Here is a 13,304-nt window from a genome sequence, read left to right as displayed (position 1 = left end):
CGGACACCACGCGACCGCTTTCGGCGGACCACCTCTTGCCGCCGAAGTCACCGTGTTCTGACATTTTGTAGTCGTTCAGCCACCGACGGTGACGACCCTAGTAGTGGGCCCGACCGGTGTCGATAGTCGACGGCTACAGCAATCTCACGATCTCATTGCAACTAGCAACGATCGGGACGGGGCGGAAGTGACGGGTCGTCTTTTCGGATAATTCCGGCGTTATTTCGGCCGTGCTTTGTCCGCACGAACAGACGGCTTTGTCGGTAGTTACCGGCCGGTTTTCTTTCAGTGCTTTTCGAGGTCGAACGGCCGGACGAGTTCGCGCAGTACGCGGGCGATCTTCTGCTGGTCGCGGTCGCTGAGGCCGCCGAGCAGGGTGCGCTCATGGGTGAGCAGGTCGGCCATCGCGGCGTCGACCTTGTCCCGGCCGGCAGGCGTCAGTTGTACGAGCACCCCGCGGCGGTCGTGCGGGTCCGGGAGGCGCTCGACCAGGCCGCGCGCGGCCAGCCGGTCGACCCGGTTCGTCATCGTGCCGGACGTGACCAGGGTTTCCTTGAGCAGCCGGCCGGGGGACAGTTGGTACGGCGTGCCCGCTCGGCGGAGTGCTGCGAGGACGTCGAACTCCCACGACTCCAGGCCGTGCGTGTCGAAGGCCTGACTGCGGGCCCGGTCGAGGTGCCGCGCCAGCCGGCTGACCCGGGACAGCACCTCCATCGGCGCCACGTCGAGGTCGGGGCGCTCACGCCGCCAGGCCTCGATCAGCCGATCGACCTCGTCCTCCATGGGTTCGAGAGTACTCATCAAGACTCTTGACATCAAGACAAGTCGCGAGGTTAGAGTATCTCGACATCAAGATAAATCCCATCAAGAGGTTCGAGCAGAGAGGTGCAGCCGATGCGCACGTCACCGGTGTGGAGTCCAGTGCAGTACGGCACGTACGCCGACGAGCGCGCCCGGCCGTTCCGGGACCTGGTCGAGCGGGTCCGGGCGACCGGCGTACGGTCCGTGGTCGACCTCGGCTGCGGTCCGGGCGCCCTGACCGCGACGCTGCGGCAGGTCTGGCCGGACGCCGACATCCGCGGGGTCGACAGCTCGCCGCAGATGCTCGAGGCCGCCGCGCAGTACGCCGACGACCGCCTGAGCTTCGAGCTCGGCGACGTCCGCGAGTGGAGCGGCGCCGATCTCGACGTGATCGTCACCAACGCGACCCTGCAGTGGGTGCCCGACCAGCTCGACCTGCTGCCGGGGTTCGTGCGGGCCCTGCGCCCCGGCGGGTGGCTGGCGATCCAGATCCCGGGTAACGGGGACGCGCCGTCGCACGCGATCCTGCGTGAGCTCGCCAACACACCGCCGTACGCCGAGTACGCGAAGGACGCGTCGCTGCGCCCGGATGTCCCCGGCGCGGCGGAGTACGTCGACGCGCTCAGCGCGGAAGGGTGCGTGGTCGACGCGTGGGAGACGACGTACTTCCACCTGCTGTCCGGCGACAACGCCGTCCTGGAGTGGGTGAAGGGGACGGGCGCGCGGCCGGTGCTGCAGTCGCTGCCGGATGATCTGCGGGTGCGGTTCGAGGCGGAGTACGGCGCCCGGCTCGCGGAGGCGTATCCGCAGAAGGACTACGGGACGCTGCTGCCGTTCCGCCGGATCTTCGCGGTCGCGCAGAAGAAGGGCTGACGATGCGACTCGATCATGTGCAGGTCTCGTGCCCGCCGGGAGGTGAGGACGTGGCGCGGGCGTTCTACCGCGACGCGCTCGGGATGACCGAGGTGGAGAAGCCGGAGCTGCTCAAGCCGCGCGGCGGGTGCTGGTTCCGGGCCGGGGCCGCGGAGATCCACATCGGCGTGGAGGAGGGGTTCGCGCCGGCGAAGAAGGCGCATCCGGCGCTGGCCGTCGACGACCTGGACGCCTTGGCGGCCCGTTTGGCAGACCTGGGCTATCCCGTGACCTGGGACAACGAGACGATCCCGGGCCGCCGGCGATTCCACACCGCCGACGGCCATGGGAACCGCGTGGAGATCGTCTGACGGGGACCGTGCGACAGGAGGTGTCCCCGTCCGGGCGGCGCACCTGCGCTCAGCCGAGCGCTTAGCGGCGTGCGAACGGGCGACACCTCCTGTCCTTCAGTACCTAAGCGGCTCGCCCGGCCCCCTCAAGCCAGGCGAGCCGCCGGCTCATTCGGACGCCAGTGCGCCGGCGGGGGCGACCTTGGCGGCGCGGCGGGCGGGGAGCACCGAGGCGAGCAGGCCCGCGACGGCGGCGACGGCGGCGATCGCGATCAGCAGCGTCCCGGGTACGGCGTACTCCACGCTGCCGTCGACCGTCTGGCCGCCCATCAGCGCGCTCGTCCCTGTCCAGCCGTAGATCAGGCCGAGCACGATCCCGAGACCTGCGGCGACCAGTGCCATCAGCAACGACTCGACCGCGAGCATCCGGCGCAGCTGGCGGCGGGACAGGCCCATTGCCCGCAGCAGCGCGTTCTCCCGGGTCCGCTCCAGCACCGACAGGCTCAGCGTGTTGCCGACGCCGACCAGGGCGATCAGCACCGAGACCCCGAGCAGGCCGATCCCGACGATCAGCAGGACGTCGAAGATCTTCGTGTAGCTGGTCCGCTCCGCGAGTCCGCCGCCGACCGACAGCTCCTTGACGGTCGGGACCGACTGCTGCACGGCGTCGAGAACGTCCGAGCCGTCCGCCTTCGGGTCCGAGGCCAGCCAGAAGCCGGTCACCGCCGCGTTGGGCGCCAGCTTCGCGAGATCCGTCGACGCGACCGTGATCGGGTCCAGCCCGTGCGACCGCTGGACCTTCACGGTCAGCTTGTGCGGCCCGGACACGATCGTCAGCGGGCTGCCGTCCTCGACGTCCAGCATCGCCATCGTCTGGCGGTCGACCAGCGCCGTACCGGGCTCGAGCCGGGCCGCCAGCGCCGGGTTGTGGATCACCGAACCGGCCGCGGCCGCGTCGATCCCGGTGACCTCGACCTCCTGGCTGCCGGACTTCACCAGCACCTTGCTGACCGGGACGACCTGGGTGATGCCCTTGATGTCGCGGAGCTGCTGCTCGGCGCCGGGCGGCATCTTCTCCTGGTACGTCGTGACCATCAGGTCGACCGGGTACTGCCCGTCCATCGACACGTCGAACGTCTTGCGCACCGAGGCGATCCCGACACAGGTCAGGCTGATCAGCGTCACGCCGATGAGCAGGGCGGACGTGGTGGCCGCCGTACGCTTCGGGTTGCGGATCGCGTTCGCGACGGCGAGCCGGGCGGGTACGCCGCCACCGCGGGCGGGGAGCGCGCCGATCAGGCGGATCAACGCCGGCACCAGCAGCGACCCGATCGCGAGCACGCCGAGGAACGAGAGCGCTCCACCGGCGACACCGATCAGTACATCTTGCAGCACCGCGCCGCCCGCCAGCAGCGCACCGCCACCGGCAAGGAGCAGGAAGCCCAGGATCAAGCGCAGCAGACCGGCCTTGCTCGCGGCCGCAGGCGCCACCTCGGGCCGGAGCGCGGCCAGCGGCGCCACCTTGGTCGCCCGTCGGGCCGGTACGACGGCTGCCAGCAGCGTGACCGCGATGCCCAGCAGCAGCGGCAGGAACACCGACAGCAGGTCGAGATGCAGCGGGAGCGGCGGGATGCCCCAGTCGAACTCGCGGGACAGCGCCAGACCCAGCGCGGACAGCGCGACACCGAACACGACGCCGATCGTGGACGCGACCGCACCGACCACGGCGGCCTCCGCGAGCACCGACGTGAACACCTGCCGCCGGGACGCGCCGACGCAGCGCAGCAGCGCCATCTCGCGGGTGCGCTGGGCGATCACGATCGTGAACGTGTTGCCGATCACCAGGCAAGCGACGAACAGCGCGATCACCGCGAACATGCCGAACACGCCGCCGAGGACGTCGATACCGTGCGTCCAGCTCTTCACCTCGTGGTCGATGAACGCCTCACCGGTGAGGGTCTGTACGCCGCCGGTCACCGCGGCCCGGGTGGCGTCGGCGAGCTGTTGCTGGGTGACGCCGGGCTTCGCGGCGAGCGCGATCGCCCGGGTGTACGCGCCCGGGTCGAAGATCTTCACCGCGGCCGGGGTCGCCACCGCGGCGGCGGTTCCGACGTACTTCGAGTCGTCCACCAGCCCGACGACGGTGACGGTCCAGGACTTGTCGTCGTACGAGCTGATCCGCAGCGTCTGGCCGACGGTGACCTTGTGCTTCGCGGCGGTCCTGGCCGGCAAGGCGATCTCGTTCGTTGCGGTTGGCAACCGCCCGGACGAGGTGCCGGGGCCGGCGATCCTGGAGCTGTCGTACAGCGCGTCGATCGGGATCGTGGTCGGGCGGACCAGGTCGGCGAACGCGACCTCCAGGTAGGCAGTGGTCAGCGTGACGACCGACGCGGCCTCGGGGACCTTCTGCGCCTTCGCGACGTCGCCGGGGGAGATGGTCGACGAGTCCGGGGCGACGACGGCGTCGACACCCTTGTACTGCGCGCCGATCGTCTCGTCGACGCCGTGCGACGCGGACGAGTGCACGATCATCGCCAAGGAACCGAAACCGACCCCGAGCACGATCGCCAGGCAAGCCGCGATCAGGCGGCCCAGGTGGGCGCGCAACGAGGAGAGGAGCGAGCGTCGCACGTCAGGCCCCCAGCTGGCGCAGTGCGTCGAGAACGCTCTCCGGGGTCGGCTGCAGCAGCTCGCCGGCCAGCTTGCCGTCGGCAAGCATCACGACGCGGTCGGCGTACGACGCCGCGAGCGGGTCGTGCGTCACCATCACCACGGTCTGGCCGAACTCGCGGACCGAACGCCGCAGGAAGCCGAGCACCTCGGCGCCGGACCGGGAGTCCAGGTTGCCGGTCGGCTCGTCGGCGAACACGACCTCCGGCCGGCCGGCCAGGGCCCGCGCCACCGCGACCCGCTGCTGCTGGCCGCCGGACAACTCCGACGGACGGTGCGTGAGCCGGTCCTGGAGGCCGAGTACGTCGATCAGCGTGGTCAGCCACTGCTCGTCGGGCTTGCGGTTGCCGAGTTCGAGCGGGAGCAGGATGTTGTCGCTCGCGGACAGCATCGGCAGCAGGTTGAAGGACTGGAACACGAACCCGACGCGGTCCCGGCGGATCTTGGTCAGCTCGGCGTCCGGCAGCCGGGTCAGCTCGGTCTCGCCGAGCAGAACCTGGCCGCTGGTCGGGGTGTCGAGTCCCGCCAGGCAGTGCATCAACGTCGACTTGCCGGAGCCCGACGGCCCCATGATCGCGGTGAACCGGCCGACCCCGAAGTCGACCGAGACCCCGTCGAGCGCGGCGACCGCGGTGTCGCCCTGTCCGTACACCTTGCGCAGCTCGTGCGCCCGGATCGCGGTCCGCGGCTCCCCGTCCTGCGGCAGCCGCCCCGCCGCAAGCTCCCCGGTCTGCAAGCTCATGTCACTCCTTGGTTTCGTTGTTGGCCAAGAAGTTAGTGATCTCGCCGGCGAATCTCGTCGGACCGCAGACTGGAGTCCGCGTACTACCTGGGTATTACTTGCTGGGCCGGACCAGCCCGGTCTCGTACCCGAGGACGACCAGGGCGACCCGGTCCCGGAGGCCGGTCTTGGCCAGGATGCGGCCGATATGCGTCTTGACCGTTGCCTCGGACAACGTGAACAGCTTGGCGATCTCGGTGTTCGACAGGCCGCGGGCGACCTCGATCAGCACCTCGCGCTCGCGGGCGGTCAGGTCGGCCAGGTCCGGCTGCTCGGTCTGCTCGTCGGGCAGGGCGCCGGCGAAGTGCTCCAGCAGGCGTTTCGTCGTACTGGGGGAGACCACGGCGTCACCGGAGTGCACCTGCCGGATCGCGTTCAGCAGGTCGGCCGGCGGGGTGTTCTTGAGCAGGAAGCCGGCCGCGCCGGCCTTGATCGCGGCGAACGCGTACTCGTCCAGGTCGAAGGTGGTCAGCACGATCACTTTCGGTGCTTCGGGCAACGACTGGAGCCGGCGGGTGGCCTCGACGCCGTCCAGCCGCGGCATCCGGACGTCCATCAGGACCACGTCGGACGCGGTCACCTGGATCTTCTCGATCGCCTCGCCGCCGTCACCGGCCTGCCCGACCACCCGCATGTCGGCCTGGGAGTCCACCAGCATCGTGAATCCGGCCCGGACGAGTTCCTGATCGTCGACAAGGAACACCCGGATCACGTCGTCTTCCATTACTCTCCAGTCGGCAGGTTGTACGGCAGCCTGGCGATCACCTCGTAACCGCCGCCGGCCTTCGGTCCGGCGCTCACCGTACCGCCCGAGACCGACGCGCGCTGCCGCATCCCGACCAGACCGTGACCCGGGTCCGCGCTCGGCGCGACACCGGCGCCGCGGCCGTCGTCGGTGACCACCACGGTCAGCATCTCGCGCCCGAAGTCCAAGGTGACGGAGGTCCGCGCTCCCGGCCCGGCGTGTTTCAGCGTGTTGGTCAGCCCCTCCTGCACGATCCGGTACGCCGTCAGGCCCAGCAGCGCCGGCAGATCGCGAGGCTCGCCGGTGACGTCGTACGTGACGTTGAGGCCGGCCTCCCGGACGTTGTCGATCAGCTCGGGGAGGCTGGAGACGCCGGGCTGCGGGCGGGGCTGGTTCGGGTCGAGGTCGTGCTGCTCGTCCTGTTTGAGCAGACCGAGCATCTTGCGCATCTCGGTCAGACTCGCGCGGCCGGTGTCGCCGATCGTGGCGAGTGCCTTCTTCGCCGCGTCGGGGGACTGGTCGGCGGCGTACAGGCCGCCGTCGGCCTGGACGATCATGATCGACAGCCCGTGAGCGACCACGTCGTGGATCTCGCGGGCGATCCGGGTCCGCTCGTTGCCGACGGCCAGTTTCGCCTCGCGGTCGCGGTCCCGCTCGAGCTGGGCGGCCCGCTCCTCGAGCTGCGCGACGTACAGCCCGCGGGTCCGGCGGCGCTCGCCGAACGCCCAGACGCCGAAGACCAGCGCGCCGAGCGCGACCATCATCGTGACCTGCTGCTTCCAGTCCGAGTTGGCCCAGTACCGCGAGGTCGCCATCAGGACGCCGAGGCCGCCGATCCCCAGCGCGATCCGGCTCAGCCGCACGTCGCCGTACACGGAGATCGCGTAGAGGGCGACGAGCAGGCCGACGTTGCCCGGCATCAGCTGGACGCCGCCGAGCCATTGCAGCACCGCGACCGCGCAGACGCCGAAGAAAACCAGCTCGGGGTGGGTGCGGCGCCAGATCAGCGGGGCCAGCATGCCGAACGCGAGGATGCCGCTCAGGTGCGCCTGGGCCAGCGACAGGAAGCCGAAGATCATGCAGAGGCTGCCGGCCAGCAGCAGATCGAACGCCCTGCTCCGGGCAGGCACCGGCCGCGCGGTCAGGATCCCCGTCATGCTGGCCAGGGTACGGGCTGGCTCTTCGGCGGGGGTCATGCCGCGGGCTGATGTCGCCGTACGACCGGGGTATGCGGACGCCCACCACTCACCAAGGCGGCGCAATCGGCCGTCGGACGGCCGTTCCACGCTCAGCCGGCCCGGCGGGGGTGTGGTTGATGAGTGCTGGCGGTCCGCTACTTGTGGGGCCGGGTGGAGAGCGTGGGCTTGGCTTCGAGGCCGGAGAGGCCGTTCCAGGCGAGGTTGACCAGGTGGGCGGCGACGTCCGGCTTCTTCGGTTTGCGGGCGTCCAGCCACCACTGGCCGGTGAGCGCGACCATGCCGACCAGCATCTGGGCGTACATCGGGGCGTTCTTCGGGTCCAGGCCGCGGCGCTTGAAGTTCTCGGCCAGGATGTGCTCGACCCGGGTCGCGACGTCGCTCAGGATCGAGATGAACGACCCGGTCGACGACCCGACAGGCGAGTCGCGGACCAGGATCCGGAACCCGTCGGAGTTGTTCTCGATGTAGTCGAGCAGCGCGAGCGCGGCCTGCTCGACCAGTTCGTGCGCCCGGCCGGCCGTCAGCGACTGCGTGACACCGTCGAGCAGCGCCCGGACCTCACGGTCCACGACGACGGCGTACAGCCCCTCCTTGCCGCCGAAGTGCTCGTACACGACCGGCTTGGAGACCTCGGCCCGGGCCGCGATCTCCTCCACCGACGTGGCCTCGTACCCCTTCTGGGCGAACAGGCCGCGGGCGATGGTGATGAGTTGCTCGCGACGTTCGGCACTGGTCATCCGGATCCGGCCGGACCGCCGCGGTTTGGGTTCCGTCACGTCGTGATCACGTCAGCATCATGCCGTACTTCGGGTGTTGCTTGCGGAGGTTTAACGGTCAGGCCGCTTTGAGAGTGCGCTGCGAGTTGTCGGTACGGCGCGCCTCGAGCCGCTCCTTGACCGGCCAGCGGACGTCGGAGACCCAGCCGCGCTTCTCGAAGAACCAGATGCAGCGCGCGGACGTGTCGATCTGGCCCTTCAGTACGCCATGCCGTGCGCAGGTCGGGTCGGAGTGGTGCAGGTTGTGCCACGACTCGCCCTGGCTCAGGATTGCCAGCCACCACACGTTGCCGGACTTGTCACGGCTCTTGAACGGCCGGTCGCCGATCGTGTGGCAGATCGAGTTGATCGACCAGGTCACGTGGTGCAGCAGCGCGATCCGGACCAGGCTGGCCCAGAAGAACGCGGTCAGCGCACCGGTCCACGACCACGACCAGAGGCCGCCGATGACGGCCGGCGCCAGCAGGCTCACGGCGACCAGCAGCGGGAACATCCGGGACACCTTGACGATGTCCTTGTCCCTCAGCAGGTCGGGCGCGTACTGGCGCTGCGGGGTCTGCTCGGTGTCGAACAGCCAGCCGACGTGCGCGTGGAAGAACCCCTTCGTGAGCGCGCCCAGCGTGTTGCCGTACTTCCACGGGCTGTGCGGGTCGCCGTCACGGTCGGAGAACTTGTGGTGCTTGCGGTGGTCGGCCACCCAGCGGATCACCGGACCCTCGATCGCGAGCGAACCGGCGATCGCGAGCGCGTACTTCAGCGGGCGGTTCGGCTTGAACGACTTGTGCGTGAACAGCCGGTGGAACCCGATCGAGATCCCGTGGCCGGCGATCGTGTAGAAGACCACCGCGAGCACGACGTCCCGCCAGCCCAGGAACCCGCCCCACGCGATCGGCACCGCCGCCAGCACCGCCAGGAACGGGATCCCGATGAACAGCGCCAGGGCGACCTGCTCCCAGACCTTCTTCTGCTCACCACCGAGCGTCCCGGTGTGCACCTCCTCGTCGACCGGCACGGTACGGGTGGGCGCGTCCGGAGTGGCTACGGCGGGTGGAGTCATAGCTGTTCATCCCTCGAGTCAGGGGTTCCTTACCTACGCCACCGTAACCTACGGACCCGTAGGTAAGGAACCCCTGAGCGTGCATCCACCCCACTCATGGCAAACTGTCCCGGCAACCACGATCCCCCGTGGGGTAATCGGCAGCCCGCGAGACTTTGAATCTCGAAGACCAGGATCGAAACCTGGCGGGGGAGCTAGTACGTCGCACGTTTCCCCACGCGGCACCACGCGCGGCTCCTCTTTCGCCGTGCCGTCGGGCGCCCCATGGACCCGCCACACCGGTTACCCGACCGACGGACGCTCGTAAGTTCGGGCCCATCGCACACCTTCCGGTCGTCAGTGTTCGTCCGGGGCTGAGTGGCGGGCGGGTGGTTGGGGGCGGCGGTGGGCTTGGACTACGGCTGTGATCCAGGTCAGGAGGGCTAGGGTGAGGCCGGTTGCGGCGCCGGGGACGGGGGCGTGGAGGAGGCTGCCGAGGAGCGCGCCGAGGGTGCCCAGGGTGAGGAAGGCGGCGAAGAGGATTGAGAAGGCGTCGCCGCCGGTGCTCAGGTCGCGCAGTCGTTTGGCGAGTGGGCGGTCGCGTTCCATCAGCAGCAGGAGCTGTGCGCTGAGGACCAGCGCGATCAGCAGGCCGAGTGCGTACGGAAGGATGCCCACAGGTTCAGTGTGAGGGGTGGGGCGTTGAGGCGGTTGGGGCTTGCGTTGTGGTTGGTGGTTGCGTTGGGCGGGTGTGGCGCCAGTGGGGGAGGGGCAGCGGTGGACGAAGCGCCTGCGCGGTTCCGGATCGTGCCGGACGACTATCACGTGCCGTACGCCGGGACGGCCGGTGACGGGCGGCGGTTCTTTCTCAGTGACGAGCTGTTCGATCCGTCGAGCGGCGCGGCGTACGTCGGGTTGTTCCTGTGGAACGCGGACGGGACGTTCGACGAGGTGAAGGTCGACGAGGCGGTCCGGGCGGAGTGGGTTCCGTCGGGGCAGGCGGCGTCCGCCGGGGCGGATCAGGTCGTCGCGTCGCGGCTCGCCGAGCTCGGGAAGTACGTGCTCGAGCCGATCGACGTCGCGCCGTTCGCGGTGGAGGTCGACGGCGTGACGTTCGGCTGGGTGGGCGAGGACTTCGAAGGTACGTACTCGCTGCACATCGAACCGGGCAACTTCATCGCGTACTACGAGCCCTGGGACGGCCTCGGCTACGACACCTGATGATTCGGCGGCCTGGGTGGACGGTGGGCACCCAGTACGCGCCGGCGGGTGTGGGGACCGGCGAGGCGTTCCTCGGGCACACGCCGCGCGCGTACTTCGGGGACCCGGCCGCGCCGACGGCGGCCGACACGGCGATCGAGGCCGCTGGACTCGCCGCGTGGGCGGAGCTGGCCGGCACGTCGCCAGCCCCGGACGAGATCGAACGCTTCCTGGCGAGCGACGACAAGCAGCCCGACGACAGGCAGGACGACGTACCTGACGAGGATGTCTTCGTGGAGCTGAAGACGGCCAGGTTCCTGCAGACCCTCGGGCTTCCGCCGCTGCCGCGTTGAGTCAGGACAAGGTCTTCTTGTAGAAGACCGCGGAATCGTCGTACCCGAGTGCCAGATAGAACGGTCCGGCCCGGCGACTGGCCAGTGCGAGGTAGGCGGCGCCTGTGGCGTGAGCCCAATGTTCGGCGTGCTCCATCAACTGGCGGCCGATTCCGTGCTGCCGCAGGTTCTCGTCGACCATGAGCTCCTCGACCCACGCGACACGACCGTTGGCGAGGAACGTGAGATGGGTGTTGCCGAGGAGGTAGCCGGCGATTCTTCCGTCAGCCGTCTCTGCAACAAGCAGCAGCGTGTCAGGTACGTCGACCAACTGCGGCCATGTCGCGTCGAACGCGGTCTTCTCGGGACTGAACGAGGTGGCGAACGCCTGTGCGAGTGGCCAGACGTGCTCGCCGTCGTCGACGCGGGCCGGACGGATGACGATCGGTTTCATAGCTCGTCCTCGAGGCGTAGTGGGGTGCGGCGGAAGTGTTCCTGGTGGGCTTGTGGTTGTGGGGTTCGCAGCAGATGAGGCCCAGGTCGGCGGTGCTGGATTCGATGCGGCGGCAGGCGGTTGCGACGAGGCGGCCGGCCCAGCTTTCGGTGCGGAAGGACGGGAACGTCAGGACGCTGGTCAGGGCGGCGACCTTGTACGTCGTGCCTTCGTGGTGCAGGTCCAGGTGGACGATCTCCAGGTGGCTGACGACGAGGTCGCCGGCGACGTACAGCAGGTGGTGCGGTTCGTACGCCGGGTTGGTGATCCAGTCGCGATACCTGAGCTCGCCGGTGAAGCCGTCCGGCCAGACGATCCGCAGGAACGACAGCACCTGAGCCTTGAGTACCGCGGGCAGCAGTCCCGGCCCGTACTCGGCGTACCGCACTTCCTGACCTTCCATTGCCCGAGTCTCAGTTCGACCCGGCACCCTGAGCAATCCAATATCTGTGGCTGGCCGTTCGGGTGGTGAGTGGGCGCCTGGGGTCACGTTCTAGGGGCGAGCTCGGTTAGTAGGTGGCCGAGTTGGGGTGGGAAGACAGTCTCTGTTGTCTCGAGCAGGTCCTGTGCCGTCCACCAGGCGAAGCCGAGGATGGTGGTTGTTTCGTACGGCGAGAGTTCGGTGGGTGTGGGGGTGAAGTGGGTGACTCGGTGCAGGAGCCATTCCTCGTGGACGTCGATGGATTCCCCGTTGAACTCGTACGTGTGGTCGCGGGTCCAGACATGGCGGCCCGGCGGTAGATCGCGCAGGCCCGTTTCCTCGTACGCCTCGCGGGCTGCGGCTGACTGCAGCGTTTCGCCGGGGTCGCCGCCGCCGCCGACCGGGTACCAGCATTCGGCATGGGTCTTCGGGTCCCGGGCGTGGATGAGCAGCACGCGGTCGTCCTCGTCGAGGAGCAGGAGCTTGACCGCGAGCCTCGCCATCAGAGGCCGACCCAGCGCCGGTACTTGTCCTGGTCCACGTTGCTGCCGCACACGATCGTGACCACCTGCCGGCCGGCGAAGCGGTCGCGGTCCTCGAGGATCGCGGCGATGCCGAGCGCGGCGGACGGTTCGACGACGAGGCCGGCGTGGTCGAGGAGCAGGCGCAGGCCGGCGACGATCGAGGATTCCTGGACGAGGACGGCGTCGTCGGCGACCACGAGCAGGTCGTCGAGGACCTCCGGGATCGGGATCCGCCCGGCGACGCCGTCCGCGATCGTATCGGCAGTTTCGGTGGTGACAACGCGCCGCTCGTGCCAGGAGCGCGTCAACGCCGGCGCGCCGAGCGGTTGGACGCAGATCACCTCGACGGCGGGTGCGAGGGTCTTCAGGACGTACCCGACACCGGTCGCCAGTGCGCCACCGCCGAGCGCGATCAGTACGGCGGGGTCGGTCCCGTGCAGCGCGTCGACGAGTTCGAGGCCGATCGTCGCGGCGCCCTCGCAGGTCTCGAGGTCCAGGCTGTCCTCGAGCAGCCGGATCCCGTCGTACCGCGCGATCTCGGCGGCCCGGACGCGGGCGAGCTCGTGGTCGCCGTCGACGAGCTCGAGTTTGGCGCCCAGTGCCCGGATGCGGTCGAGCTTCGCCGTGGTCGCGAACCGTGATGCGACGACCGTGACGTCCAGTCCGCGGTCGCGACCGGACCACGCGAGCGCCTGCCCGAGGTTGCCCGCGCTGGCACAGACGACCGCGCGCGAGTCGCTGGTCGCGAGCTGACTCGCGACGACCTCTGTACCGCGGCCTTTGAAGCTGCGCACCGGGTTCGCCGTCTCGAGTTTGATGTCGACCGCGCAGCCGAGCTCGAGCGCTTCGCAGCGATACAGGGGACTGTCCAGGAAGATCGGGGCAATGACCTGCCGGGCCGCGCGAATCCGGTCCATGTCGAGCCGTGTCCCCTGCACGACACCGCAGCCTACGGCACACTCGGGGAATGGCAGCGGCGGTCGTCTCGTGGCGTGACCGGGTCGAGATCGCCGTCCTGGTCCTGGGCGCGGCGGTTCCATTGCTGTTGCCGCTGGTGGTGTTCCAACAGCAGTTCGCGCAGGTCGATCCGAGCCAGGACAGCGCAGGTATCACCAGGGACGGGC

At 69.3% G+C, this 13,304-nt stretch carries 16 protein-coding genes and 1 tRNA gene; 5 read left to right on the top strand and 12 right to left on the bottom strand.

The features are described 5' to 3' along the window. Positions 1 to 285: 285 nt before the first annotated feature. Entirely contained in the window at positions 286 to 801 is a 516-nt protein-coding gene (locus AB0I12_RS09065) for a MarR family transcriptional regulator (protein ID WP_359926747.1), read from the bottom strand. 93 nt (positions 802 to 894) lie between these two features. Here AB0I12_RS09065 and AB0I12_RS09060 point away from each other — a divergent pair, with 93 nt between their 5' ends. Both AB0I12_RS09060 and AB0I12_RS09055 read left to right on the top strand, forming a co-directional pair. Further along, positions 895 to 1,674 (top strand): methyltransferase domain-containing protein, encoded by a 780-nt coding sequence (locus tag AB0I12_RS09060; RefSeq protein ID WP_359926745.1) that lies wholly within the window; start codon positions 895 to 897, stop codon positions 1,672 to 1,674. Between the two features lie 2 nt (positions 1,675 to 1,676). Next, the gene (locus AB0I12_RS09055; protein WP_359926742.1) at positions 1,677 to 2,024 is read left to right on the top strand and encodes a VOC family protein; all 348 of its coding nucleotides are present in this window, start codon (positions 1,677 to 1,679) and stop codon (positions 2,022 to 2,024) included. Between the two features lie 147 nt (positions 2,025 to 2,171). Here the strand turns inward: AB0I12_RS09055 and AB0I12_RS09050 are convergent, their stop codons facing one another. The 6 genes from AB0I12_RS09050 to AB0I12_RS09025 all read right to left on the bottom strand — a co-directional run bounded on the left by AB0I12_RS09050 (position 2,172) and on the right by AB0I12_RS09025 (position 9,231). After that, complete coding sequence (locus tag AB0I12_RS09050; protein WP_359926738.1) at positions 2,172 to 4,634, bottom strand: ABC transporter permease; 2,463 nt, start codon at positions 4,632 to 4,634, stop codon at positions 2,172 to 2,174. A 1-nt stretch (position 4,635) separates the two neighbouring features. Next, positions 4,636 to 5,415 (bottom strand): ABC transporter ATP-binding protein, encoded by a 780-nt coding sequence (locus tag AB0I12_RS09045; protein ID WP_359926735.1) that lies wholly within the window; start codon positions 5,413 to 5,415, stop codon positions 4,636 to 4,638. 94 nt (positions 5,416 to 5,509) lie between these two features. Then, positions 5,510 to 6,178 carry a response regulator transcription factor gene (locus tag AB0I12_RS09040; RefSeq protein ID WP_355700714.1) on the bottom strand — a complete coding sequence of 223 codons (669 nt, stop codon included), beginning with the start codon at positions 6,176 to 6,178 and terminating at the stop codon, positions 5,510 to 5,512. After that, positions 6,178 to 7,356: a sensor histidine kinase gene (locus tag AB0I12_RS09035; protein WP_359926731.1), complete on the bottom strand. Its 1,179-nt coding sequence runs from the start codon at positions 7,354 to 7,356 to the stop codon at positions 6,178 to 6,180. Before AB0I12_RS09035 ends, AB0I12_RS09040 begins: the two co-directional genes overlap by 1 nt. 176 nt (positions 7,357 to 7,532) lie before the next feature. Continuing rightward, positions 7,533 to 8,174, bottom strand: a complete 642-nt coding sequence (locus AB0I12_RS09030; protein ID WP_355477195.1) for a TetR/AcrR family transcriptional regulator — start codon at positions 8,172 to 8,174, stop codon at positions 7,533 to 7,535. 58 nt (positions 8,175 to 8,232) lie between these two features. After that, the gene (locus AB0I12_RS09025; RefSeq protein WP_359926727.1) at positions 8,233 to 9,231 is read right to left on the bottom strand and encodes an acyl-CoA desaturase; all 999 of its coding nucleotides are present in this window, start codon (positions 9,229 to 9,231) and stop codon (positions 8,233 to 8,235) included. Between the two features lie 122 nt (positions 9,232 to 9,353). Here AB0I12_RS09025 and AB0I12_RS09020 point away from each other — a divergent pair. Then, positions 9,354 to 9,425 (top strand) — tRNA-Gln (locus AB0I12_RS09020). Between the two features lie 142 nt (positions 9,426 to 9,567). Here the strand turns inward: AB0I12_RS09020 and AB0I12_RS09015 are convergent. Beyond that, positions 9,568 to 9,888, bottom strand: a complete 321-nt coding sequence (locus AB0I12_RS09015) for a hypothetical protein (protein ID WP_359926725.1) — start codon at positions 9,886 to 9,888, stop codon at positions 9,568 to 9,570. Positions 9,889 to 9,987: 99 nt separating this feature from the next. Between AB0I12_RS09015 and AB0I12_RS09010 the strand changes: the two genes are divergently transcribed. Continuing rightward, positions 9,988 to 10,431: a hypothetical protein gene (locus AB0I12_RS09010; RefSeq protein WP_359926723.1), complete on the top strand. Its 444-nt coding sequence runs from the start codon at positions 9,988 to 9,990 to the stop codon at positions 10,429 to 10,431. A gap of 23 nt (positions 10,432 to 10,454) precedes the next feature. Next, positions 10,455 to 10,763: a hypothetical protein gene (locus AB0I12_RS09005; RefSeq protein WP_359926720.1), complete on the top strand. Its 309-nt coding sequence runs from the start codon at positions 10,455 to 10,457 to the stop codon at positions 10,761 to 10,763. Position 10,764: 1 nt separating this feature from the next. Here AB0I12_RS09005 and AB0I12_RS09000 read toward each other — a convergent pair whose 3' ends face one another. The 4 genes from AB0I12_RS09000 to AB0I12_RS08985 all read right to left on the bottom strand — a co-directional run bounded on the left by AB0I12_RS09000 (position 10,765) and on the right by AB0I12_RS08985 (position 13,118). Then, positions 10,765 to 11,073 (bottom strand): GNAT family N-acetyltransferase, encoded by a 309-nt coding sequence (locus tag AB0I12_RS09000; RefSeq protein ID WP_359926718.1) that lies wholly within the window; start codon positions 11,071 to 11,073, stop codon positions 10,765 to 10,767. After that, complete coding sequence (locus AB0I12_RS08995) at positions 11,057 to 11,638, bottom strand: GNAT family N-acetyltransferase (protein ID WP_359926715.1); 582 nt, start codon at positions 11,636 to 11,638, stop codon at positions 11,057 to 11,059. Before AB0I12_RS08995 ends, AB0I12_RS09000 begins: the two co-directional genes overlap by 17 nt. An 83-nt stretch (positions 11,639 to 11,721) precedes the next feature. Next, positions 11,722 to 12,159, bottom strand: coding sequence for an NUDIX domain-containing protein (locus AB0I12_RS08990; RefSeq protein ID WP_359926712.1), 438 nt, complete (start codon positions 12,157 to 12,159; stop codon positions 11,722 to 11,724). Further along, positions 12,159 to 13,118, bottom strand: a complete 960-nt coding sequence (locus tag AB0I12_RS08985; protein WP_359926709.1) for a pyridoxal-phosphate dependent enzyme — start codon at positions 13,116 to 13,118, stop codon at positions 12,159 to 12,161. Before AB0I12_RS08985 ends, AB0I12_RS08990 begins: the two co-directional genes overlap by 1 nt. Positions 13,119 to 13,304 lie beyond the last annotated feature (186 nt).

Origin of the sequence: Kribbella sp. NPDC050459, assembly GCF_040655315.1 — a bacterium.
Classification (GTDB): Bacteria; Actinomycetota; Actinomycetes; order Propionibacteriales; family Kribbellaceae; genus Kribbella.
Note: the sequence above shows the minus strand (reverse complement) of the source record. Positions and strands in the feature narration are given on the sequence as shown.

What these genes read in the sequence shown, in the direction of transcription:
- AB0I12_RS09040 (WP_355700714.1), bottom strand. Translation starts at nt 6,178, where the DNA reads ATGGAAGACGACGTGATCCGGGTGTTCCTTGTCGACGATCAGGAACTC.
- AB0I12_RS08995 (WP_359926715.1), bottom strand. Translation starts at nt 11,638, where the DNA reads ATGGAAGGTCAGGAAGTGCGGTACGCCGAGTACGGGCCGGGACTGCTG.
- AB0I12_RS09025 (WP_359926727.1), bottom strand. Translation starts at nt 9,231, where the DNA reads ATGACTCCACCCGCCGTAGCCACTCCGGACGCGCCCACCCGTACCGTG.
- AB0I12_RS09035 (WP_359926731.1), bottom strand. Translation starts at nt 7,356, where the DNA reads ATGACGGGGATCCTGACCGCGCGGCCGGTGCCTGCCCGGAGCAGGGCG.
- AB0I12_RS09065 (WP_359926747.1), bottom strand. Translation starts at nt 801, where the DNA reads ATGAGTACTCTCGAACCCATGGAGGACGAGGTCGATCGGCTGATCGAG.
- AB0I12_RS09055 (WP_359926742.1), top strand. Translation starts at nt 1,677, where the DNA reads ATGCGACTCGATCATGTGCAGGTCTCGTGCCCGCCGGGAGGTGAGGAC.
- AB0I12_RS09060 (WP_359926745.1), top strand. Translation starts at nt 895, where the DNA reads ATGCGCACGTCACCGGTGTGGAGTCCAGTGCAGTACGGCACGTACGCC.
- AB0I12_RS08990 (WP_359926712.1), bottom strand. Translation starts at nt 12,159, where the DNA reads ATGGCGAGGCTCGCGGTCAAGCTCCTGCTCCTCGACGAGGACGACCGC.
- AB0I12_RS09045 (WP_359926735.1), bottom strand. Translation starts at nt 5,415, where the DNA reads ATGAGCTTGCAGACCGGGGAGCTTGCGGCGGGGCGGCTGCCGCAGGAC.